Source organism: Nitratireductor arenosus, assembly GCF_009742725.1.
Classification (GTDB): Bacteria; Pseudomonadota; Alphaproteobacteria; order Rhizobiales; family Rhizobiaceae; genus Mangrovimarina; species Mangrovimarina arenosa.
This window is the reverse complement of record NZ_WPHG01000003.1, coordinates 358,178-381,941: the sequence shown is the minus strand read 5'-3', so window position 1 is coordinate 381,941 and position 23,764 is coordinate 358,178. Positions and strand designations below refer to the sequence as shown.

Genomic DNA, 23,764 nt, shown 5'->3' with positions numbered 1-23,764 from the left:
GATAATGCCATGAACGGGGCGGTTTATTCGGCGCGGAGGTTGGGCAGGGGGAAGTAGCGGCGGCGCAGCGGCGTCGGATCGATCGCCGTACGTCGCCCCGCCGTCAAGACCTCCCCCCAGTCGAGCGTTTCCCCGGCAAGCCAGTGCTTCAACGCCGCGCCGACCCGTTCGTCCGTGCCGACCCCGGCATCCTCCGCGTTCTCAAGACGCTCCGCGCCCCGCGCGAGATCGCATAGCCGCGTCGCGAGTTCGTCCCCCGATGAAACCAGAAGCGCTCTCCGGCACGCGCGATGGGTTCTGCCGGCGGCGAGGGTGAAGGCGAGGTCGGCGAGCGATACCGACGCCTCGCGGTCAAGCCATTGCAACAGCCGCCCGGCCTGCTCGCGCAGGTCTTCCGCCTTCTCGCCGGAAAGCAGAATGGGAAGGAGTCCCGGCGCCGTGTCGACAGCGGGCGGGCGCGGCGGTTCGCTCAAGACGATGTGGGCATTGCAACCGCCCAACCCGTAAGCATGAACGGCAGCCGTGAAAGCGGCCTGACCGCTCATCGCCGAAAGCTCCCGAACCGCGATGTTCTCGGTCAGGATCCGGCAAGCGCCGGGGCGCAGCTCCGTGTCTTCCACGATGCCGCGATGGCCGCGTGTCGCCGGCACCACCCCGTGCCTGATCGCCATGACGATCTTGATGATCTGAGACATGCCGCCGGCCGCCTCGAGGAAGCCGATATTGCCCTTCACCGAACCGACGCGGACACCCTCGGCGAAGACCGCCTGAAACGCCAGCAATTCGCTGAGATCGCCGCCGCCTCCGTTCCCGTGCGCCTCGACATAGCCGACCTGCCGCGGATCGATCCCGTGGCGGCGATAGGTGCGGCGGACCAGATCGGCCTGTGCGGAGGCATCAGGCCGGGTGAGACCGCCGGACGAGGCGCCCTGATGATTGACGCCGTTGGCCAGGATGAGGGCATGAATGGTGTCGCGGTCGTCCAGCGCCGTCTCCAGGGGCTTGATCACCAGCGCGGCCACGCCTTCGCCCAGCACCTGCCCGCCGGAATCGCGGTCGAATGGGGCGCATTCCCCCGACGGGCTGAGCAGGCCGAGTTCCTGCAGCATCACGAGCCTGGTAGGTTCCAGGAGCAGGCTGGCCGCCCCGACGATGGCCTGTTCGCACTCGCCGTTGCGGATCGCCTCGACCGCGCGGTGGACGGCGACGAGGGCGCTGGAACACGCGGTGTCGACGATCTCGCTGGGGCCGCGCAGATCGAAGACATAGGAGATCCGGTTGGGCACGAGCGAATGGGCGCTGCCGGCGGCGAGATAGATCCGCGAGATCTCGTCCCAGTCTCCGGCACGGGCGTAGAACTGGAAGTCCTGATTGTACATCGCCACGAATGTGCCGGTCGACCGACGCCGGAAATCCTCCGGCGCATAGCCGGCGTTCTCGATCGCGAGCCAGGCCTCCTCCAACATCAGACGCTGATGCGGATCGAGCGTCTCGGCTTCGCGCGGCGACAGACGGAACAGTCCGTTGTCGAAATCAAAGACGTCGTCCAGCCCCCCCACCCTGGGCACGGCGATCCGGTCGTTACCGCACCAGGGCCATCGCTCGCGCGGCGGCGGCGAAAAAAGGTCGTCCCCGCCGATCAGCGAGCGGAAATACGCTTCCGGGCCCCGGCTGCCGGGGAACCGGCAGGACAGGCCCACGATCGCCATCGGCGCAAGCGCCGGGCCGGCAGCGCTGCGCGGCGCGTTGTTTTCCGGGAGCGTTTCTTCGCTAGCCGCTTGCATGTCGCGGGCAACGCCTATGCGGTGACCGGCTCGAAGCTTCTCTTGAGCTCGGCCAGATAGGGGAGATTCGCGCGGATGTCGGCGAGAGACGGACCGTAGTCGAGCAGGCACGCGATCTCGTCGACGCCGGCCGCGGCGGCCGACAGGGCGAACTTGCGCGTGCCTTCGACCGAGCCGAAAAGCGCGGCGGTGGAGAAATAGCGTTCGAACGAATATTCGGCCATGTCGTCGATCTCCGCCGGAGAAAGCTGCCGGCCGACATCGACGGCCTTGCCCTGGAGATGACTCAACAGGCTGGTCTTGATGTATTGCAGGAAAGGCCCACGCACCGCGCCATGCACGACGTCGATGTTGTCGTGGACGAACGTGTGCAGCATCAGCGTCACCGTGCCGGCGGCGGGATCGTGGCCGGCCTCGTCGCGGCCCTGCCGATAGAGTCGGACCTTGTCCGCGAGCTGCTCGAGCGAAATCCCCGCCAGCATGGTGAGGACGTTCATCCCCAGTTCGCCCGCCTTGCGGAAGGTTTCCGGCTGCTTGGACGCCGTCAGCCAGAGATTCGGTTCGGGCTGAACGGGTCGGGGATAGGTAACGATCTCCGTCGGCACCTGGTCCCCGTTCGGATAGGCGACCCGATGACCTCGCCAGAGCCTGCGGATCTCGTCGATACGCTCGAGCCAGATGTTGCGCAGATCCGCGTAGGTGGATGGCGAGAGCACGAAATCGTTGACGTTCCAGCCGCTTGCCAGCGCGAGGTCGACGCGCCCGTCGGAGAGTTGATCGACCACAGACCAGGATTCCACGATCTCGGCTGGATGATGCAGCGGCACCACCACGCTGCCGGCGCGCAGGCGGATCTTTTCCGTCGCCGCCGCGAGATAGGCCGCAACGACGGCCGGGTTGGGATAGATGCCACCGAGTGTATGGAAATGGCGTTCCGGCATCCACACCGCCTCGAAGCCGTGCCGGTCGCCGTATTGGGCGATTTCGGAGATGACGGCGTAGGGCCCGCCGGCCTCCTCGGGATAGGAATTCGAGAAGAACATGAGGCTGAACTTCATGGTCGCTCTCCGATTGCTTCGCCGCCCGCCGGCGCGGCAAGCGACTTCACCATCGCGCAATACCGCAGCAGCGGCCGGCCCGGACGGTCCGGGCCAGCCGCTTAAGCGTCAGAATGCCGGCTCGACCGACTCCACGTTTTCCTTGGTCACGACGGTCAGCGGGATCGGCAGTCGGTCCTTGACCTCCTCGCCATCGAGGATGCGTGCCATCGTTTCGATCGCCAGCCGGCCGTCTTCGACCGGCGACTGTACGATCGTTGCATGCATCTCGCCGGTGCGGATCGATTCAAAGGCATCCTTCTGACCGTTGATGCCGACGATCGGCGGGGTCGGCTTGGACGGATTGGCTTCCTTCCAGGCATCGATGAAACCGCGCGCCATGGTGTCGTCATTGGCGTAGACGCCGTCGAGATCATCGCCGAAACGCGTAATGAGGTCGCGGCTCACGACCAGCGCCTTCTGCTGGTCGAAGTCGGCGTTGACCGTGTCGAGTACCTCGATGCCCGAACTGATTTCCTTGAGCCGGTCCTCGAAGCCGCCGACGCGGCCGATCGTGGTGCCGTTGCCAGCCTGGCCGGCGATGATGACCACCGAACCCTCGCCGCCGAGCGCCTCGTTGAGCGCGTCCGCGGCCATTTCACCCTCCTCATAGACGTCCGGTCCGGTAAAGGATGTCACGAACGGCTTCGCCTCCTCGCCCATCGGCGAGTTGATGAGAATGGCCGGAATTTCGGCTTGCTGGGCGCGCGCCAGCCCGGGTATGTAGGCCTGCGGGTCGAGAGGCCAAAGAATGATCCCGTCGACGCCGCGCGCCACGCACGTGTTGAGCTGCTCGGTGCCCTTCTGGACGTCGAAGTCCTGGCTGAGGCTCAGGATCTCGATCTTGAGTTCCTTGGCGCGCTCCTGAAGCGCCTCGTTGGCCGGCGTTGCATAGGCATGCGAGTCGGCCGCGTTCACGTAGCAAACCGTCTTTGCGTGCGCCAAACCGGTCGACGCCAGCATGGCAGCGGCTGCCACGTACAACAAATTCCTCTTCTCAATCATGCGCTTCCTCCCTGTTTGATTGGATTGCCTTGAACGAAAGCAGGACGGTCGGCCGCGGCCTTCCTCCTGGTATTGACGGTGCGATCGAGCACGACGAGCAGGATCAGGATGAACCCCGAGACGACCTGCTGGACGTAGGCGGGCACCGACTGGAACTCCATCGCCACCGTCAGCGCGCCGATGGTGAGCACACCGCCCAGCGTGCCGAGGGCGGAACCCTTGCCGCCCTCGATCCTGGTTCCCCCGACGACGACGGCCGCAATCACGGTCACGATCAGAGTGGAGCCGAACACGGGGGAGCCGGTGTTGGTCACCAGGCTTTGCAGCACCCCGGCGAGGCCTGCCAGCGTGCCGGCGAATACGAAGCCGAAGAACAGGATGCGGCCGGACGCGATGCCGCTTTCCTCGGCCGCCACCGCATTCGACCCGACGGCGAAGACGTTGCGGCCCGGAATGGTCCGCGTCAGCCAGAAATGGAGCAGCAGGATGAAGGCCACGAACAGAGCGCTGCGAACCGTGAAGACGTCCAGATAGATCTGGGCCAGGGCGAGCGAGAACATGATATCGGTTCCCGTCACCGGCTGGCTGTCGGTGATCCAGTGCGCGATGGAGCGGAAGATCAGCATCGTGGCCAGCGTGAGAACGAGCGAATGCACCTTCAGGCCGACCACCAGGGCGCCGTTGATCGCACCCGCCACCATGCCCACGACGACGCCCGCCGCGGCGGCCGGCAGGATGCCGAGCTGCGGCTGCAACATGATCGACACAATGCCTGCCAGTGCGAACACCGAACCGGCCGAAAGGTCGATCTGGCCGGCGATCAGCAGGACCGTGAGGCCGATGGCGATCAGGCCGATCGTGGCGGCCCGGTCGAGCCCGAGGCTGAGCGTCGTGGCGCTCACATAGCCGGGCACGAGCATCGCCGAAACGATCAAAGTGAGGCCGAGAATGATTCCGACCCTGTACTGCAGGGCGAGCGAGACGTACCGCATCACGCGCCTCCCCGCTTGCGCAGCGCGGCATCCATGCCGACGGCGCACACGATCAGCGTCCCGAGCACGAAACCCTGCACGGGCGTGCGAACCCCCTCCAGCACCATCACATTCGTCAGAAGCTGCACGAAGACCAGGCCGGCGATGGCGCGGGGAACCGAACCGAAACCGCCGATGATGGAGACACCGCCGACGACGACCGCGGTGATGGCGCTGAACTCATAGCCGGTGCCAACAAGCGGACGGGCGCTCTGCAGCGTCAGCCCGAGCAGGCCGCCGCTGATGCCGGCCGCCAGGCCGGTGATGACGAACGCGCCCGCCTTGACTGCGCGAACCGGCACCGCGCTTGCTTCGGCGGCGCTGTAGTTGCCGCCCGTCGCCAAGGTCCACCGGCCCCAGAAGGAGCGCGACAAGACGAAATGGCCGACGATCGCGATGGCCGCGAAGATGAGGGCGACGACCGGTATGCCGAAAAGCCTGCCCTTGACCAGTTCGGCGGAAGCGGGGTTGGTTCCGTAGACGATCACCCCGCCGACCGCTGCCTGGACGATGCCCAGGCCGATCGTTCCCACGCCCAGCGTGGCGATAATGGGATTGACGCCGAAATAACCCACCAGCATCCCGTTCAAAAGCCCGATCGCGCCGGCCAGCGCCACCGCGACCACGAATGAGGGAACCGGTCCGATCATCGGCTGAAGTCCGAGAGAAAGGATGGCGCCGCAGGCGATGGTAGCCGGAACCGAGAGGTCGGCGAGCCCGCCGACGACAAGCACGAACGTCATGCCGACGACCACGATGCCGACGATCGACATCGAGGTCAGCACGTTGAGGAAATTCCCGGTGGAGAAGAAGGCGGCGTTGGCGATCGAGCCGTACAGCACCACCGCGAGGATAGCGATCAGCAACCCCGCCTTGGACAGCGCCTCCACGGCCTTGCTGCCGCGCGTGAAACGGTCGCCGGACTTCATGTGTGCAACCCCTGCAACCCCGTCGGTCATGCGACCTCCTCACCCGTCGCCAATGCCATGATCCGCTCCTCGCTGAGCGCCTTGCGATCGAGCGGTACGGAGGCGTGACCGTCCCGCATCACCACCACTCGGTCGCACACTCCGAGAACCTCCGGCAGTTCCGAAGAGATCATGAGGACGGCCATGCCCTCAGCGACCAGCTGGCCGATAATGTTGTGGATTTCCGCCTTTGCGCCAACGTCGACGCCCCTCGTCGGCTCGTCCAGAATGAGCACGGACGGTTTGGCGGCCAGCCATTTGGCGATGACCGCCTTCTGCTGGTTACCGCCCGACAAAAGATTGATCCGGCGCTCTCCATCCGGAGGCGAGATCGCGAATTGGGACACGTAGTGGCCGGCGAGCGCGCGGTCGGCGCCATGGCTGATGCGCCCCAACCGGCTCAGCTGCCGCAAGATCGGCAGGCTGATGTTCTCGCGTACGCACATGGCCGGAACGATGCCGTCGCCCTTGCGATCCTCCGGCACATAGGCGATGCCGGCCTTCACTGCGTCGGAGGGCGATCTGACAGCCGTCTTACGCCCGCCGAGCCGGACCGTACCGCCGGTCAATTGCGACAGGCCGAAGATGGCGCGGGCGACTTCGGTGCGCCCTGCCCCGACCAGCCCGGTCAGGCCGAGGATCTCGCCGGCGCGCACGTCGAAGCTCACGTCGCGGAAATGCCTGCCGTCGCTGATGTTTTCCACGCTGAGCACCGGCGCGCCGATGGCCGCGGGGCTTTTGGGAAAGACGTTGTTCACTTCCCGCCCGACCATCAGACTGATCATTTCGGCGGCGGTAATGCCCTGGATCGGCCGGGTTTCGATCATGCTGCCGTCGCGCAGCACGGTCACCTCATCGGCGATCTGCAGAACCTCCTTGAGCCGGTGGCTGATATAGACGATGGCGATCCCATCATCGCGCATCTTTCGCAGGATCGAAAAAAGCGCGGCGGTCTCATGCTCGCTGAGGCTGGACGTGGGCTCGTCCAGCACGATGATGCGGGGATCGGCGGCATAGGCTTTGGCGATTTCGACCAATTGCTGCTGGCTGATCGACAAATTGCCCAGCCGTTCGCGCGGGTTTATCGCCGCGCCCAGTTCCTCCAGCACGGCGGTCGCCTTGGCGACCATCTCGCGCCGGCGCAGCAACGTCCATTTTCCCGGCATACGGCCGAGATAGACGTTTTCTGCAACGCTCAAATCCGGAACCAGGTTGATTTCCTGATGGACCATCCGCACGCCGAGCGCCTGTGCGTCAGCGGGGCGGCGCATGCGCACCTCCGCGCCACCGACCCTGATCGTACCGCTCGTGGGAGGGTAAGATCCGTTCAAGACCTTCATCAGCGTAGACTTGCCCGCGCCGTTTTCTCCCACGACGGCATGGACACTGCCGAACTTTACGGAGAAGTTGACGTTGGACAGCGCCTTCACGCCGGGAAACGTCTTGGTGATCCCCTTCATATCCAAGGCGCAATGAGCGTCTGTCATAACCGGCTTGGTTCCTCCCTGGCAGAACCGGCCGCTGCCTCCACAACGACCGCGTGTATGTTATGTTAGTATAACAGTTCTTTCAAGCGGCTGCTTTGTTCCTGAATGTCCGTCGGTCTGTTGTGAAGCGTCCCGATGGCCGAAAAGGATGACGCGCAACGTGTCAATTCCCCGGCGCCGCATCTATTGCACTAATATAACAGTCATGACAAGCTTAATCTGACATGGGGATTTTCGCGGCATCGACGACATGGCACAGGCCGCTTTCCGTAAACGGTTGACATGTTAGTATATTGGTAATCATTGCCCACGAATGGCAACATGGATGGTTTTATGGACTTCGACCCGACTACCCTGAACCGGGCCCTCCCGCTCCGGGATCAGATCTATCACAAGATTCGCAACATGATCGCGGTTGGGCGACTGAAGCCGGGCGATCCGATCAACGAGGTGGCCATCGCCGAAGCGCTCGGCATATCCCGTACCCCGGTACGCGAGGCGGTCAAGCGCATCAGCGACGAAGGCCTCATCAAGGTTCTGGCACAGACGGGCACCTATGTCGCGCCCATAAGCCGCGCCGACCTCGAGGAGGCCTATGTGATCCGGCGCGCACTGGAAATGGAAAGCGCCCGGCGGGCCGCGCCGAAGTTCACCGCTTCGGCGTGCGAAGCGCTCGAGGACAATATCGCCGCACATCGTCTCGCGATTTCGCGTGGAAAATACGCCAGAGCCATACAACTCGACGACGTGTTCCACCGTACCATTGCCGAAACCAGCGGGTTTCCGATGATTTGGAAAGCCGTCGACATTTCGAAAGCGCAGATGGATCGTGGCCGTTACCTGGCGATACCAAAGCCGGGCTATGGCGAACAGACGATCAAGCAGCATGAAGCGATCCTCGACGCCTTGAAACGCCAGGACGCCGAGGGTGCCGCGCTGGCGATGGAACATCATCTCGAGACATCGCTCCACAACACAATCGAAGTCGCCGGAGAACTGGCCGACAAGGTGGCGGCTGCGGCAAACGAGTCGGAGTAGGCGCGGCATGCAAAGAATGGGGCTTTCAATTGGCCTGAAGGCGGATGCCTTGGAGGAGTACAAGCGTGTTCACGCCGAGGTCTGGCCCGAGGTCCTCGACGTCATCAGCCGGGCCAATATCAGGAACTATTCCATATTCCTGCGGCAGCCGGAGAATCTGCTCTTCGCCTATTGGGAGTACCACGGCTCCGATTTCGCGAAAGACGCGGCCAAGATGGGCGAATCGCCGGCTATGCGTAAGTGGTGGGAATTGTGCGATCCCATGCAGGAACCCCTGCCGACGCGGGCCAAGGGCGAATGGTGGGCCGCCATGGAAGAGGTCTTTCATCTCGATTGACCTTGGCCGCCGGGATCGGCTCGACGGCGCCGTTCAGCCGGCTTATCCAACCAAAGCGGCATGATCCTCGGCCGTAGGGGATGGTAAGGTCGGCCTTTCGAAGGTTGTCGCGACCCCGCTCGTCGTTACGCTTGCCGGTGGCCGCCATAAGAGCGCCGCGCCTCTGCTCGTGTCGTTCGGCAAAGCATCCCATGCCGTTGGAGATCGCTTGACCTATCGTTACTGTTATATTAGTATTCCAATTTCATTTGCCCCTTTCGGCCGGAAGTTCGAAACGGCCCTAATCCGAGTCCATTTGATGACGCGCTTTATAAAGTTGTTCGAAGCCGACAACATCCTTCTCGCGGTCAACCCGCTGAATGTCGGCGAGAAGGCGGGGGACGTTGTCGTGAAGACGCGCATACCGCGCGGCCACAAAATGGCCCTGCGCGATATCGCGGCCGATGATGCCATCGTGAAATACGGTCAGATAATAGGGTTTGCCCGACAACCCATCGCATCGGGCGACTGGGTGCACGAGCACAATGTCTATCTGCGTGACTTCGAGCGCGACCATGCGTTCGGCGCCAATTCGCGCCCCACACACATGGTTTCCGAATCCGACAGGGCGACGTTTCAGGGGTTCAAGAGGCCGAATGGCAAGGTCGGCACCCGAAACTACATCGCAACGCTGACATCGGTGAACTGTTCAGCCAGCGTTGCCCGTTTCATCGCCGACGAGGTCAACCGCTCCGGCATCCTGGCGGACTATCCCAACGTCGACGGCGTCATCTCGCTGGTGCACGGCACCGGCTGCGGCATCGACATCAAGGGTCCTGCCTACGATGTCTTGAAGCGCACGCAGTGGGGTTTCGCAACCAATCCGAATGTCGGCGGCGTGCTGATGGTCGGCCTCGGCTGCGAGGCGTTTCAGATTCCGCGCTGGATGAAATCCTACGGCATCGAGGAGAGCACGACTTTTCGCGCCATGACCATCCAGGAAACCGGCGGCACCCGCAAGACCGTCGAAGCCGGAGTCAGGGCGATCGTCGAGATGCTGCCGATCGTGAACGCCGCCGAACGCACGACGCAACCCGCCTCCGAACTTGTCCTAGCTCTCCAGTGCGGCGGATCGGACGGCTATTCCGGCATCAGCGCCAATCCCGCCCTCGGCGCAGCGGTGGATCTTCTGGTCGCTCAAGGCGGCACCGCCGTCCTGTCCGAAACGCCGGAAATCTATGGCGCCGAACATCTGCTTACCTCGCGAGCGCAGACCCGGGAAGTGGGCGAAAAACTCGTCGAACGCATTCGCTGGTGGGAGGCCTACACAGCCAAACATGACATGGAGATGAACAACAACCCGTCGCCTGGGAACAAGCTTGGCGGTTTGACGACCATTTTGGAGAAATCGCTCGGAGCGTTGGCCAAGGGCGGCACGACCAATCTCCGCGCCGTTTTGGAATATGCCGAGCCGATCCGCGAGCGCGGCCTCGTCTTCATGGATACACCCGGCTACGACCCCGTTTCGGCAACGGGCCAGGTCGCCGGCGGCGCGAACGTTCTGTGTTTCACGACCGGGCGAGGCTCGGCTTTCGGCTGCAAGCCCACGCCCTCGATCAAGCTTGCCTCCAACTCCGTCATTTTCGAGCGGATGCGCGAGGACATGGATATCAACTGCGGAGACATTATGGAGGGCACCTCGCTTGCCCGAAAAGGCGAGGAGATACTGGCCGAAATCCTTCGTGTCGCGTCGGGCGGGTCGACCAAGTCGGAGTCGCTCGGCTATGGCGACAACGAATTTGTGCCATGGAGCCTTGGTGCCACGATGTAGATCGCGCACGGCGCCCGCCCATGCGGCCGGTCAAGCCGAGCCGGCTCGGGCGCTTCGGGGGACCGGAGAGTCGGACAGTGTTTCGAGAGCCGCGCCGGGGACAACATTGCTGAAGACTGGCCAGATCGAGCCGCGCTCCTACCGGGACGCGATGGCGAATTTCGCCGGCGCGGTCCATGTCATCACCACAAACGGCGCCGCGGGCCGGCGCGGCGTAACCGTCATTGCCGCCTGCTCGGTGTCAGACAACCCGCCTACGGTGCTTGTATGCCTCAACCGCGACAACCAGGCCAACGACTGCTTTGCCGAGAACGGCGTTTTCGCACTCAACACGCTTGCAGCCGAGCACCAGCCGCTCGCTGCCGCATTCGCCGGCATGACCGGCCTGACGCAGGCGGACAGGTTTGCCGCGGCTGAATGGGAGACGATCTCCACCGGCGCGCCTGCCCTGTCCGATGCGATCGCCGTTTTCGATTGCCGGATCTCAGCAATCCAAACCGTCGCCACCCACCGCATCCTCATCGGCAGGGTCGCAGGTCTGCGTTGCCGCGACAGCACAGAACCGCTGCTTTATTTCAGAAGGGACTACAGGGGGCTGCAGCGCAGCAAACGGCTCCGCGCCACAATTGACTGACGCCGGACGCGGTCCGTTTCATCCGTATTCACGCCCGCGCCGCACCCTCGTCGATCAGCCCGTCGCTCCGCAGCGCGTCCCAAAGCGCGTCCGGCAGCGACATTTCGAACCATTCGACATTCTGCAATACATGATCGGGGTGCTTTGCGCCGATCAGGACGGAGGTCACCGCCTTGTGCCTGAACGGGAACTGTATCGCAGCCGCGGCAAGCGGCACGCCGAACGCCTCGCACGCCGCCGCCAGCCTGTCCGCCTTCCTGGCGATCTCCTCGGGAGCGTCCTGATAGTTGAACTTGCGGTTGCCCGATCGTCCGGCGGCCAGGATGCCGGAGTTGAACACGCCGCCGACCACGATCGACATGCCGTCGGCGAGAGCCTTGTCCAGCAGCGAGTTGGCGTTCTGTTCCAGAAGCGTATGACGCCCGGCAAGCAGCGTGCAATCGAGCCGGGCTTCGTTCATGGCATCAAGCACCACATCCGCCTCGTTCACGCCGAGGCCGAAACCCTTGATGATGCCGGCGTCGCGCAGATCGGTCAGCGCGCGAAAGCCGCCGCCCCTGGTCAGCGCCGTCCAGTGGGTATCGGCGCGTTCCGCGTGGGTTAGCCTGCCGATGTCGTGCACGAACAGGATGTCGATCCGCTCCCGTCCCATGCGCTGCTGGCTGTCGTCGAAGCTGCGCATGATCGCGTCGTAGGAGTAGTCGAACACCTCGTGGAAAGGCAGCCCGTTTCGCCATCCCGCATCGAGCGGATTCTTCTCGGCGGCTTGCGGCAGGTTCCGGCCCGGGCGTTCGCGCGCCATGAGACGGCCGACCTTGGTGCTGACCACCGGCTGCGAGACCGAAACGCGCTCCCGCAAGAAGTGGCCCAGCATGTGCTCGGCACGGCCCAACCCATACATGGGAGCGGCGTCGAAATAACGGAGTCCGCAATCCCAGGCCGCCTGCAGCGTAGCCAGGCAGGTCCGGTCGTCGACCGGCGCGTAGAGACCGCCGAGCGAAGCGCACCCCATGCCGAGCGCGGTTACATCCAAACCCGTCCGTCCGACGCTGCGTGTCTCGGTCGCTTTCACTCTGCCTCTCCTGCGAATGGCGCCATTTTGTCACTGCGGCACTTGTCGGTCCTGTTACACTAATATAATAGATCAAATCAAGCCATTGCAGGCTGCGCGCGGGGCGCGACCGACCCCAAAGCCTCATACGCGCCTCGAACAATCTTCAGGCAGAACCGAGCGGAGTGGACCATCGACATGAACAGGATCGATCTCAACGGACAGCATGCCGTCGTCACCGGCGGAGCTCAAGGGCTTGGCTTCGCGATGGCCAAGCGCTTCGTCGCATCCGGCGCCACGGTCAGCTTGTGGGACATCGACGAGGCGCAGCTTCACGCAGCCCGCGACGAGCTCGGCAATGCAACGTCGACACAGATTGTGGACGTGGCCGACTGGGACTCGGTCAAGACGGCGCGCGACAGGACGGAAGAGACCGGGGGCGAGATCTCCATCCTGGTCAATTCGGCCGGCATCGCGGGCGCGGCAGCGCCGCTCGACAGTTACGAGATCGCGATGTGGAAGACGGTCATCGACATCAATGTCAACGGCACCTTCCACGTCAACCGCGCCGTGGTTCCAGGCATGAAGGAGCGCAATTACGGGCGCATCGTCAACATCGCGTCGGTCGCCGGCAAGGAAGGCAACCCCAACGCCGCCGCCTATTCGGCCTCGAAAGCGGCCGTGATCGGCATGACGAAGTCGCTCGGCAAGGAACTCGCCGGGTACGACATCGCGGTCAACTGCATCTCGCCGGCAACGGCGCAGACGCGCATCCTCGAGCAGCTCACCCCCGAACATATCGAGTATATGCGCTCGCGCATCCCGCGGGGCCGCCTTCTCGAAGTGGACGAAGCCGCCGCGATGGTCGCCTGGCTCGTCTCCAAGGAGAACAGCTTCACCACCGCCGCGACATTCGACCTGTCCGGCGGCCGAACGACGTACTGAAAGGCCAAAAATATGAAGTTACTTCGCTACGGAGCCGCCGGGTCCGAAAAACCCGGCCTGCTGGACGATAACGGGCATATCCGCGACCTCGGCGGCGTCGTCGACGACATTGGCGGCCGGTGGCTCGCCGATCTCGCCTGGATGCGGGACGTGGACATTGCCGGCCTGCCGGTGATCGAGGAACCGCAGAGGCTCGGCCCATGCGTGGCCGGCACCGGCAAGTTCATCTGCATCGGGCTCAACTTCGCCGACCATGCGGCGGAAGCGGGTCTGGAGGTTCCTCCCGAACCGGTGATCTTCATGAAAGCCACGTCGGCGATGTCTGGACCGAACGACGATATCGTTATTCCGAAAGGATCCAGCGCGACCGATTGGGAGGTCGAACTCGGCGTCGTCATCGGCAAGCACGCGAAACACGTGTCGCAGGACGAGGCGCTGGACCATGTCGCCGGCTATTGCGTCGTCAATGACGTTTCGGAACGCGATTTCCAGAACAAGCGGTCCGGTCAGTGGACCAAGGGCAAGTCGTGCGACAGCTTCGGTCCGACCGGCCCCTGGCTGGTCACGCGCGACGAGATTGCCGATCCGCAGCAACTCGCCATGTGGCTGTCGGTCAATGGAGAGACCATGCAGAACGGCTCGTCGGCGACCATGGTCTACGGCGTGGCCCATCTGGTGAGCTATCTGTCGCAGTTCATGACCCTGCACCCGGGAGACATCGTCTCAACCGGTACGCCTCCCGGCGTCGGCCAGGGCTTGAAGCCACCGCGCTATCTCAAGCCCGGCGACGTGGTGGAGCTCGGCATCGAAGGCCTGGGCTCGCAGCGGCAGAGCGTGCGCGCACACGCCTGACGCGCCAGACCGCCGCCCGGCCCGGGAGCCAAATAGTTCTGGCGGGTCGGCGGCGGTCGCATGCGATTGCCCGGCTCTAGAGCGGTTCCTCTTTAACTGGATGCGGAAAGGAGTTCGGCCAACTCGCCGAACGATCTGGTGAAGATGTCCTCGAGCTGAGGCCGCACGCCGAACTCCGCCTCGATCCTGTTGGCAAGGACCGGCGCAACCAGCGAATCCCCGCCCACCTCCAGAAAATAGGTCTGCGGCCCGATATCCTCGCACTTGAGGATCGTGCGGGCCTGCTCCAGGATGCGCTCCTGCAGAACCACCTGATCGACGCGCATAGTCTGGTTCATCGTCATCGCTCCATTGCGTCCTGCCGAAGCTCATCCGCCTGCCGGCAGGCGATCTTTGACAGCGTTCTTTGCCGGTTTCGAGGCCTGCGAATCTTGCCCGGTCCAGACGCTGTCGCGGTATTCCTGTCCGGTGAGTATCGGCTGGCACGGGCCGAGAGCCCGCGCGACATGCTGCGCGGCATCGGCGGTGAAAAGATCCCCGCCTATCGCCGAAACCAGTTGTGGTATGCCGTGGCGAAATCCGCTGACTTCGGCGGGATTGCGGCCATTGCTGAGAAGGGCGCCGGCGCCGAAGAAGTGGATGTCCTTGAGACAAGGTGCGGTCCCGGGCTCCTTCTCGGTGAAGGCGAAGCCCGGCGACAGATAGGGATGGCGCGCGAGATCTTCATGCTCTTCTCCAGCCGGCGGCCGGTAGCGATCCCGCCACAGCGCGATCTGGTCGACGATGCTTCTGAGTTCGGGACGCGCGCGGAGATCGACCTTGTAGCCGGTTCCGGCGATGACGAAGTCGAATTCGAAACCCGTGTCGTGCCCGCCAAGTCGAAGGGAAATCGTGACCTCATCCGTTTCGAGAAGCGGGTCGCGCGCGCCGAGATGAAGGTGAAACGTGTCGAAGCGCGTTGCGCGACGTACCGTATCGGGCACCGGGCCCTGGGCGCGCCGGCACAGCGCGCTCATGATTGTCCAGCGCTCGGCATCGGGCAGAAGCCGGAAATGCTCTACCGATCCCGGGTAATAAAGCATCCGCATGACCGACAGGCGTTCGAGGTCGTCATGGCGGCAGAACAGATGCACCGAAGCCGCGCCATGCTCGAGCGCGACCGCTGCGGCGTCGAACGCCGAGGAGGCCGCGCCGAATATGGCGATGCGCCGCCCCCGCAGCGCGGCGAAATCGATCGGTTCCTCCGCGTGCGCATAAAGTTCGGCGGGCAGGGACCGCGCGATGAAGGCAGGCATATTGACGCCTCCGCTTCCGGCGAAGCCGGTCGCCAGAACGAGCTTGCGGCAGACCTCCTGCTTCGGGCGACCGTCAACCGACAGTCGAAGCCTCAGTCCCTGTTGCGCCGGCTCGATAGTTTCCAGCCGTGTCCCGAACCGCACCGATACCCCGACCATCTTCCGGTACCAGACCAGGTAGTCGGCCCAGTCGAGTCGTGAGATGGACCGCATTTCGGCATAGGCCGCCTCGCCGTGACGCGCTTCGTACCAGGCCTGAAAACCCAGTTCCGGCAGGCCCAATTCCGGCCCGGGGAGATGCTTGGGCGACCGCAGCGCGTTCATGCGGGCCGTGGCCAGCCAGATGCCCTCCCCGCCCTCGTCGGCCGTGTCGATGACGGCGGTTCGCGTTATCCCGGCGCGGCGCAACGCAAACGCGATCGCCACACCGGACTGGCCGCCACCGACGACGACGACATCGTGGTCGGTACTTGCCCGCTCGGGGATCCAGTTGTCGGGATATCCACCGTGACGCTCGATCGCGCGCTGGGCGGTTCTGTCGAGCGCTTCGGCGAACGAATGCATGCCGTCCGCGCACGGATCGGTCCGAAGCTCGCGGACGTCCAGGCCCTTCCGCATCGAGCACCCTCTCTGCCTTGGCGATCCATGGTCCGGCGCGCGCCAGCCAGGCTTTGCAACCTTTGCAACGCGGCACCGATCGATCTTTCCAAGGGTGAGTTGCCGCGGGCTTCCGGCGAGCCAACCACCCTTCCTCTCTCGACAGCGTTACACTAATATAATAGAACCTTCAAGGTCTGACGCTCCCCTCGCGGCGTCAGCGATGCGGAACCAGGAGGAGCATGGAATGGTTGAGCCATCGGCGCCGGCGGAGCGCGCGAAGAGTGAAAAAGCGTCGTATCTCCTGGAAGGTATTCAACAGGCGTACTGGGTCGGACAGGGTGCCGAGCTCGACCTTAGCACCCCCGCCACCTACTATGTCGAAGTGGACGTTCCGGGCGAGCTCAAGACCGAACTGACGCCCGCTCTTCAGCAGCTCCTCCGACGCCACGATATGCTGCGGGCGGTGATTTTGCCGTCGGGCGAGCAGCAGGTTCTCGACGATGTCGGACCGTACGAGATCGAAATACTCGACCTGAGAGACCTTCCAGCAACGCGGCGGCGGGAACGGCTCGAGACGCTTCGGACCGAAATCAACGCCGGGGCGCTGCCCACGGACCTTTGGCCTCAATTCGACATCCGTGCGACGCAGGACGAGGCCGGATTGCGCCTGCATATGCGGTTCGCGCTGTGGATGATGGACGGCTGGAGCTTCCACCTTCTTCTGCGGGAATGGCTCGCCCTGTGCGCCGACCCGGCCAGCGCCCTGCCACCGATCGAAATGTCGTTCGCAGACTATGTTGAGGCGCAAGGCCTGGTCCGGCAGGGACCGAGATGGCGGGCCGCCTGGGATTACTGGCAGCCGCGCCTGGGCGACTTCCCCGGCCCGCCGTCCCTGCCCTTGACCAGCAGGCTATCCCTCGACCGGCGCCCGCGGTTCCGACATCTCAGCCGGACGATGTCGGCGCAGCACTGGGCGAAAATCGTCGACATCTGCGCACGGTTGCGCATCCCTCCAAGCCTGCTGGCATGCGCCGTCTACACGGAAGTGCTCTCCCGTTACGCCGGCAGCGGTCATTTCGCGATCACGGTTCTCTACTCCGGCCGTTTCCAGCATCTGCCGCGCGCCACCCAAACATTCGGCAATTTCGGAACCACCATCCTGCTCGAGGTCGACGCTTCCCGGGACCGCTCGTTCGTCGAGCGCGTCCGTGGCCTGCAGCGCCAGTTCTGGCGGGATGCCGAGCGGATCGAGGTCAGCGGCATCGACATCTCCCGCGCGATGCAACAGCGCGCGGGAACCGGCCCGGGCATGAGCGTGCCGGTCACCTTCACCGCGGTCACGGGCCCCTCCGGCCCCGAGGCCACCGGAAATCCAAGGGTGCGGATCGATCACGACACCGCGCGCCTCCAGGTTCCGCAGGTCTATCTCGACCACCAGATGCATTTCGGCGATGACGGGTCCGTGATCTTCAACTGGGATTATGTCGAACAGATTTTCCCCGCCGGTTTCGTGGAGGAACTGTGCCGGGCCCATCGCGACTTGTTCTTGAGTTTGGCTCGGGACGAGGCGCTCTGGAACGAACGGGATCCCAAACCATACAAGCCGGCGCCGCCGACGCCTGCCACCGCCCCTTCCGCCGCGCCGGAGCGGCTGGAAGCGGCATTCGAGCGTCAGGCGGCCGACCGTCCCGAAAACGTCGCGGTGATCGCCGGCGATCGGCGCCTCACCTATGCGCAATTGCGGCGCCTGGCCGTCGCGACGGCCGGCGAGCTGCGTCGGCGCGGCGTTGCGCGCGGCGACTTGGTCGCCGTCTCGCTGCCCAAGGGCTGGGAACAGATCGTCGCCGTTCTCGGAATTCTCTATGCGGGCGCCGCCTATGTTCCCGTCGATCCGGACCTGCCGGCCGAACGCCGCAACGTGCTGTTTTCGCAAAGCAAGGCAAGGTTCGTCCTGACACGGACGCCTCTCGAGGAAGCGCTGGCCTGGCCGGCCGGCCTGCAGCGCATCTGCGTCGATCTGGTGCGCGACGACGGCCAGGATGTGCCCCCGCCCGCCGAGGCAATGGCGACCGACCTTGCCTACGTGATCTTCACCTCCGGCTCCACCGGTGTTCCCAAAGGCGTCATGATCGATCACCGCGGCGCATGGAACACGATCGTCGATCTCAACAGCCGCTTTTCGCTGAAGCCCGCCGACAGGATACTCGCCCTTTCGTCGCTCAGCTTCGACCTTTCCGTCTACGACATTTTCGGAACGCTCGCCGCCGGTGCGACGATCGTCGTTCCGGACGCGGAGCGAGCCAAGGAGGCTTCGCACTGGCGCGACCTCGTGCAGCGCCACGACGTCACGGTCTGGAACTCGGTTCCGGCGCTGATGCAACTGGCGGTCGAAGGCGCCGACGGCGCCGTGATGCCGTCCTTGCGTCTGGTCATGTTGAGCGGGGACTGGATCCCGTTGACCCTGCCCGAGCAGATCCGTCCGGCGGCGCCGGCAGCGGAAATCTGGAGCCTGGGCGGAGCCACCGAGGCGTCGATCTGGTCGGTTCTCTACCCGATCGGACGCATCGATCCGGAATGGCGTTCCATTCCCTACGGCCACGCGATGGACCATCAGTCGATCCAGGTTCTGGACGCCGATCTCGCCGTGTGCCCGCCATGGGTGCCCGGCGATCTGTATATTGGCGGGATCGGGGTCGCGCTGGGATATCTGGGCGACCAGGCCAAGACGGCGGCCAGTTTCATTCGCCATCCGACCACCGGCGAGCGCCTTTATCGCACCGGCGACATGGGGCGCTATCTCGCCGATGGCGAGATCGAATTCCTGGGGCGCAAGGATTTCCAGGTCAAGATCCAGGGCTACCGCGTGGAATGCGCCGAGGTCGAGGCCGCGCTGCTCGCCGCACCCGAGGTCGCCGCGGCGGTGGTGGTGGCGGTCACCGACGGCGCCGGGACGCGCCACCTCGCCGGTTACGTCGTCCCGAAAGCGGCGGGCGCGCCTCTCGATCCGGCCGGGTTGCGGGAGCGGCTTCGCGCGATCCTGCCGGCCTATATGGTGCCCACCTATTTCGTCTCGCTCGACAGGCTGCCGCTCAGCGACAACGGCAAGGTCGTTCGCTCGGCCCTGCCGGCGCCCGATTTCGGCGTCCGCGAGGCCACGAAGCGTTCGCCGGCTCCTCCGAAAGACGCGCTGGAGGAAGCAATCGCCGCGCTCTGGCGCGACACGCTCGGCACGGACGAGGTCGGACGGGAAGACGATTTCTTCGCGCTCGGCGGTTCGTCCTTCGCCGGCATGCGCCTTATGGCCAAGCTCGAAGAGCGCTTCAAACGCCGGTTTTCCTTCGCCACGCTCGTCAGCCACCCCACTGTGGCCAGCATCGCCGATCTGTTGCGCGGCAACGGCGAAGACCAAGCCGACGCGATCCTGACACCGATCCGGCACGGCCGCGAAGGCCCTGCCCTGTTCTGCGTCCACCCGATCGGCGGCAACGTCATGTGTTATGTCGGGCTCGCCCAGGCGCTGCGGCCCGGCCGCGCCGTCTATGGATTGCGGGCGCCAGGGCTGACCTGCGCGACGCAGGCACCTTTGGACTCGATAGAGGATATGGCTGTTCGCTACCTGGAAGAGATCCGCACCGTCCAGCCGAACGGCCCCTATCACCTCATTGGATGGTCACTGGGCGGGCTGGTCGTGCAGGAGATGGCGCGCCGGCTGGAGGGCGAGCACGAGACGCCGGGCCTGGTGGCCATGATCGACAGCGCAATACCCAAGGCACATCGAACCGCATCTGAAGTAAGCCGGGACGAACGCTTCTCGAGGTTCGTGAACGATCTGGCTGCCGTGGCAAAGCTGCCTTTGACATGCACGAAAGAGGAATTGACCCCACTCTCCGCGGATGAGCGTATCGCATGGCTGATGGAGCGCATGGAACGGCTCGGTATGCCGACGAACGAGGTCGCGATGAAGGCAGTCTATGGCGTTTTCAGCGCGGGTTTCACCGCGCTCGACAAGCACACACCCCGCGCCTTTGGCGGAAGGCTTCTGCTTTTCGCCGCAACGCACCGGCCCGATGCGCGACGCATGCAGGAGGATTGGCGGGCGACCGTGCCGAACGTTGAAATCATCGAGATGGATGCGGACCACTATTCCATCATGAAACCGCCGCTGATCGAGGACATCGCCTCGACGATCACGCGGGTCATGGCAGCGACGGAGGCGAGCGCGGCGCGGCCCAACATGGGCGCAGCATCAGTTCGATCTGCCGGCGTTGTTGGCCGACTGTAGCACGACAGCCGAAATCCGTTGGTGGACGCAGTGGATGGCGACGGACAGACGGGGAACAGGTGCAGGAGCAGCGCCGACGCGCTTGACTCCACGGAAACAGCCAGACCGACCGCCTGCACTGAGATAGCCGGATCGTCAGACGCCTCGCAGAGTGAAGGCAACTTGCCTTGGCGCTGCGAATCCTTGCAGGCTGCCGACCATTCATACCCGCTGAAGGATTCGTTCCTGCGGGTAAACGGGGCATGGCCATGAAGTCCGCCGATATCCGCGAGATAGTGAGAACGCTTCTGGATGCTACCTGCGACACGGTGGGAGAGGACGGACTGCTCGACAGTCTCGCGCTGATCGATCCGCGGCAAAACCAATTTACCAGAGGTCTGGAGGTCACGGTCTTCTTCCGACGCAAGAAGCTAATCCCCGCAGCGATCAAGCTGCGGACGCTCGGGCCTGCGCACCTCCGATACCTGTCTTTGACTACGTCCTTCGACCTGCTGCGACAGTTTCTCAGGAACCACTATCACCTCCTGGGCGGCAACCTCTATTTCCCTGTGGCCGGGGCTTCATTGCTGGAACAGCTCTCTCCTGAGAAAGTCCAGCTGTTAGTGGATCGGTTCGCTGAGAGTGACATTCTGAACCCGGCTCCGGAGACGTGCCTCTTTCCGTTGACAATCGTCCGAATGGATACGTCCTTCGACGGCAACAATTTCGCGATGTGTACCGGAGCAGATCTGACCTCGCGGCCAATGGTGCCGCAAAGGTTCGTCCCGCATCTTGCAGGCGAGGTATTCCCACCTTTCAGGGACAGAGCATTCTCCACCCGACCGACAGCGAGTTGGCTCCTGGTGAAGGCTCCCTCCCTCGATGTAGGCAAGAAGTATCGGTCCTCAATCTTGGGCGCAGTGGCCCTAACGATGATTCATCGATATCGGCACCAGTTCACGGGCCGAGAGGTTTGGGGTGGAGCCGCGACCCTGGGGTCGGGCTGGAAGTATAGCGACGGACCGTCACACACGCCTGCGATAAGTAGCGACATCGTCCTGACGGCCGAGGATGCAGTCTGGCTGACCATGCTCGATGAAGCGATCTCTTCGAGGTCCGCGTCCCACGTGAGGAAGCTTAAGGCGCTTCAGTATTTCTATCGCTCTTGGTTTTTCGCTGACAGCGAACGCTTTGCTATTCACTGCATCACCATCGATGCCATTTTCGGCGACGACACCGGGGAGACCGGAGCGACCGACGCTGTAGTGCGAGGCGTAGATACTCTCTTTGAAGGCCGATTGGATCGGGATCGAGTGCGTCTGCTGATGAAGCTCAGAAATTCCGTCCTCCATGGTGGCGCACCGGACATCTACGATTCGAAAAAATACGCAAAGTACTATCGGGAGTATGGGGAAGATCCAGTCAGAGAGATGAGCGCGCTGGTGGCAGAATGTCTGCGCCGTGCAGTGTTCGACGGGAAGCTGCGTGAGCAACCCGATCCCTTCACTCAGGTCATCAATGATGCCGTCTCGAAGGGCATCATGACGCCGTTCAAGCCCGAGCCGATCCTTGCGCCCATCGCGCCCTGATCAATAACCACCCTCCAACATGGACCACTTTGACGTGATGAGTCAGCGGGTGGGCGTGCCTACACCGTGCCTACAGAGTCCAAGAAAGCACCGATATCTCAGCGGAGGAGAAGGCGAAAAATCTAGTAAAATCAAACATTTGCGATGGCGCGCCCGAAAGGATTCGAACCTCTGACCCCCAGATTCGTAGTCTGGTGCTCTATCCAGCTGAGCTACGGGCGCGCACGGGGCCGCGACAAGAGCAGCCCGCAGACGAGCATTGCTGCCATCCGCAAACGAGACCGCTACCTAATGAAGACGCGGGCGAAAAGCAAGCGGGCGCGGGCGAAAACTTTGCCGTTTCGGCAGGCGGCCGCGCGATGCCGGTCCCTCACACGGACGCGTTGCCCGCGCGGAGACGTCCGGGTGCCGAAGGCGCGCGTCTGGAACGCGTTTGTGGGCAACCGTTTCGCGGCGTGCCGGCTCAGGCCGGGCGGCGGATGGTCTGGCGCGCCTCGTCGAGGCGGACCGGCTGGTCGGGAATCGTGATCGCGAAGCGGGTGCGCCCGCCGATGCTCTCCACCAGCTCGATCGTGCCGCCATGGGCGCGCACCAGCTCATGGGCGATCGCCAACCCGAGCCCGGTGCCGCCGGAGCGCGCCGCACCGCGGAAGGCGGCGAACAGATTGTCGCGCGCCTTGGCCGGCAGGCCGGGTCCGGTGTCTTCGACGTAGATGCGGCTGACGCTGCCCTCGCGCTCGGCCGACACGGTCAGCCGGCGCACCAGCGAGCCCTCCCGGTCGGCCGCCATCGCCTGGACGGCGTTGCGGCACAGATTGTTGAGGACGCGGAACAGCTGCTCGGCATCGGCGTCGACCTCGAAATCGGGCGCGACCGCGTTGACGAACTCGATGTCGGCGCGCGGATCGAGGCCGACCAGCCCCTCGACCTCGGCGACAAGGGTCTGCAGCCGCAGGATGCGGCGCGCCGGCGGCGCCTCGTGGGCGCGGCCATAGGCCAGAACGCGCTCGGTGTAGCCGACGGCGCGGTCGATGGCGCGCACCAGCTTGGGCGCGAACATCTGCACGGACGGATCCTTGACGGCGCGCAGCCGGTCCGAGATCAGCTGCGCGGAGGCGAGGATGTTGCGCATGTCGTGATTGATCTTGGACACGGCGAGGCCGAGATCAGCGAGGTGTTTTTGCTCGCCCAGCGTGTGGTGAAGCTGGTTCTGCATCACCGACAGCTCGCGCTCGGCAATGCCGATCTCGTCGCGCCGGCCCGAGGGGCGGATGATGCGGCCGGGATCGTCGGGCGCCTCGGCGAAGGCGGACATCGCCCTGCGCATGCCGTGGATCGGCCTGATCATCAGTGCGTGGATGGCGAAAAACACCAATCCGGCAGTAATCAGCGAAATCAGCAGCGACAACAGCGCGACGTTGCGCGCATAGACGAACATCGCCGCGCGCAGCTTGGCGTCTGGCAGGATCAGCTCGAAATCCATCGGGCTGTCGCCGACGCGGCCATAGACGCGCAGCATGCGGTCGCCGCCATCCAGCATGGTGTCGAGCGCGCCGGCGATCGCAGCCAGCGGCCCGACCTCGGACGGGGTGACGTGCTCGTCGACATCGGGCGGCATGTCGGCGCTCACCAAAAGCCGGGACACGCCCTCGTCGCGCACGGCGATCGCCTTGGCGCCGAGCGCCATCAAGACATCGTCGCGCAATTGCGGCGGCAGCTCGATCTCACCGCTTTCGATCAGCGGCACGCTGGCGGCGGCAGCCGTCGACAGCCGCTCCTCGAGCCAGCGCAGCCGGAAATTGGCAACGGAGGGAATGAAGATCAGCACCTCGGCGATCAGCACAGAGACGATGGTCAAGAGCAGAAGCTTGGTCGACAGGCGATAGGGCCAGGCGACCGGACCGGCGGAACCGTCCGGGCCGGTGTCATGACCGTGCTGGGCTTTGTCGTGGCTCGTCATCGCGCCTTTCTCGCCCGCGC

The 23,764-nt window shown here is 64.2% G+C and carries 18 protein-coding genes and 1 tRNA gene; 8 read left to right on the top strand and 11 right to left on the bottom strand.

Going from position 1 to position 23,764, the window contains the following annotated elements:
- Positions 1 to 23: 23 nt before the first annotated feature.
- From GN330_RS13890 to GN330_RS13865, 6 genes are all read right to left on the bottom strand, one after another.
- Positions 24 to 1,784 (bottom strand): beta-ketoacyl synthase N-terminal-like domain-containing protein, encoded by a 1,761-nt coding sequence (locus tag GN330_RS13890; RefSeq protein WP_156713285.1) that lies wholly within the window; start codon positions 1,782 to 1,784, stop codon positions 24 to 26.
- Between the two features lie 14 nt (positions 1,785 to 1,798).
- On the bottom strand, positions 1,799 to 2,842 hold the full coding sequence (locus GN330_RS13885; protein ID WP_156713284.1) for a MupA/Atu3671 family FMN-dependent luciferase-like monooxygenase: 1,044 nt from the start codon (positions 2,840 to 2,842) through the stop codon (positions 1,799 to 1,801).
- 108 nt (positions 2,843 to 2,950) lie between these two features.
- On the bottom strand, positions 2,951 to 3,886 hold the full coding sequence (locus GN330_RS13880; RefSeq protein WP_156713283.1) for a sugar ABC transporter substrate-binding protein: 936 nt from the start codon (positions 3,884 to 3,886) through the stop codon (positions 2,951 to 2,953).
- A complete protein-coding gene (locus GN330_RS13875) occupies positions 3,883 to 4,878 on the bottom strand; it encodes an ABC transporter permease (protein ID WP_156713282.1) in 996 nt (331 codons plus the stop codon). Before GN330_RS13875 ends, GN330_RS13880 begins: the two co-directional genes overlap by 4 nt.
- Positions 4,878 to 5,876: an ABC transporter permease gene (locus GN330_RS13870; RefSeq protein ID WP_197435163.1), complete on the bottom strand. Its 999-nt coding sequence runs from the start codon at positions 5,874 to 5,876 to the stop codon at positions 4,878 to 4,880. Before GN330_RS13870 ends, GN330_RS13875 begins: the two co-directional genes overlap by 1 nt.
- Entirely contained in the window at positions 5,873 to 7,372 is a 1,500-nt protein-coding gene (locus GN330_RS13865; protein WP_156713281.1) for a sugar ABC transporter ATP-binding protein, read from the bottom strand. Before GN330_RS13865 ends, GN330_RS13870 begins: the two co-directional genes overlap by 4 nt.
- Positions 7,373 to 7,705: 333 nt before the next feature.
- Here GN330_RS13865 and GN330_RS13860 point away from each other — a divergent pair, with 333 nt between their 5' ends.
- The 4 genes from GN330_RS13860 to GN330_RS13845 all read left to right on the top strand — a co-directional run bounded on the left by GN330_RS13860 (position 7,706) and on the right by GN330_RS13845 (position 11,191).
- Complete coding sequence (locus GN330_RS13860) at positions 7,706 to 8,410, top strand: GntR family transcriptional regulator (protein ID WP_156713280.1); 705 nt, start codon at positions 7,706 to 7,708, stop codon at positions 8,408 to 8,410.
- 7 nt (positions 8,411 to 8,417) lie between these two features.
- Positions 8,418 to 8,747, top strand: coding sequence for an L-rhamnose mutarotase (locus tag GN330_RS13855; RefSeq protein WP_156713279.1), 330 nt, complete (start codon positions 8,418 to 8,420; stop codon positions 8,745 to 8,747).
- Positions 8,748 to 9,045: 298 nt separating this feature from the next.
- Positions 9,046 to 10,557, top strand: coding sequence for a UxaA family hydrolase (locus GN330_RS13850; protein WP_156713278.1), 1,512 nt, complete (start codon positions 9,046 to 9,048; stop codon positions 10,555 to 10,557).
- 106 nt (positions 10,558 to 10,663) lie between these two features.
- Positions 10,664 to 11,191: a flavin reductase gene (locus GN330_RS13845; RefSeq protein ID WP_156713756.1), complete on the top strand. Its 528-nt coding sequence runs from the start codon at positions 10,664 to 10,666 to the stop codon at positions 11,189 to 11,191.
- Between the two features lie 28 nt (positions 11,192 to 11,219).
- Here the strand turns inward: GN330_RS13845 and GN330_RS13840 are convergent, their stop codons facing one another.
- The gene (locus tag GN330_RS13840; RefSeq protein ID WP_156713755.1) at positions 11,220 to 12,203 is read right to left on the bottom strand and encodes an aldo/keto reductase; all 984 of its coding nucleotides are present in this window, start codon (positions 12,201 to 12,203) and stop codon (positions 11,220 to 11,222) included.
- Between the two features lie 237 nt (positions 12,204 to 12,440).
- On the opposite strand from GN330_RS13840, the gene GN330_RS13835 reads away from it, so the two are divergent.
- Both GN330_RS13835 and GN330_RS13830 read left to right on the top strand, forming a co-directional pair.
- Positions 12,441 to 13,187, top strand: coding sequence for an SDR family NAD(P)-dependent oxidoreductase (locus GN330_RS13835; RefSeq protein ID WP_156713277.1), 747 nt, complete (start codon positions 12,441 to 12,443; stop codon positions 13,185 to 13,187).
- 12 nt (positions 13,188 to 13,199) lie between these two features.
- Positions 13,200 to 14,039 (top strand): fumarylacetoacetate hydrolase family protein, encoded by an 840-nt coding sequence (locus GN330_RS13830; protein ID WP_156713276.1) that lies wholly within the window; start codon positions 13,200 to 13,202, stop codon positions 14,037 to 14,039.
- A 92-nt stretch (positions 14,040 to 14,131) separates the two neighbouring features.
- Here the strand turns inward: GN330_RS13830 and GN330_RS13825 are convergent, their stop codons facing one another.
- Together GN330_RS13825 and GN330_RS13820 are read right to left on the bottom strand one after the other, a co-directional pair.
- Positions 14,132 to 14,377 carry an acyl carrier protein gene (locus GN330_RS13825; protein ID WP_197435162.1) on the bottom strand — a complete coding sequence of 82 codons (246 nt, stop codon included), beginning with the start codon at positions 14,375 to 14,377 and terminating at the stop codon, positions 14,132 to 14,134.
- A 30-nt stretch (positions 14,378 to 14,407) separates the two neighbouring features.
- The gene (locus GN330_RS13820) at positions 14,408 to 15,898 is read right to left on the bottom strand and encodes a SidA/IucD/PvdA family monooxygenase (RefSeq protein ID WP_210252323.1); all 1,491 of its coding nucleotides are present in this window, start codon (positions 15,896 to 15,898) and stop codon (positions 14,408 to 14,410) included.
- A 280-nt stretch (positions 15,899 to 16,178) separates the two neighbouring features.
- Here GN330_RS13820 and GN330_RS13815 point away from each other — a divergent pair, with 280 nt between their 5' ends.
- Together GN330_RS13815 and GN330_RS13810 are read left to right on the top strand one after the other, a co-directional pair.
- Positions 16,179 to 20,216, top strand: coding sequence for a non-ribosomal peptide synthetase (locus GN330_RS13815; RefSeq protein WP_197435161.1), 4,038 nt, complete (start codon positions 16,179 to 16,181; stop codon positions 20,214 to 20,216).
- 242 nt (positions 20,217 to 20,458) lie between these two features.
- Positions 20,459 to 21,784: a hypothetical protein gene (locus GN330_RS13810; protein WP_156713272.1), complete on the top strand. Its 1,326-nt coding sequence runs from the start codon at positions 20,459 to 20,461 to the stop codon at positions 21,782 to 21,784.
- Between the two features lie 145 nt (positions 21,785 to 21,929).
- Here GN330_RS13810 and GN330_RS13805 read toward each other — a convergent pair.
- Both GN330_RS13805 and GN330_RS13800 read right to left on the bottom strand, forming a co-directional pair.
- Positions 21,930 to 22,006 (bottom strand) — tRNA-Arg (locus GN330_RS13805).
- 241 nt (positions 22,007 to 22,247) lie between these two features.
- Entirely contained in the window at positions 22,248 to 23,744 is a 1,497-nt protein-coding gene (locus GN330_RS13800; RefSeq protein ID WP_156713271.1) for a sensor histidine kinase, read from the bottom strand.
- Between the last annotated feature and the right edge of the window lie 20 nt (positions 23,745 to 23,764).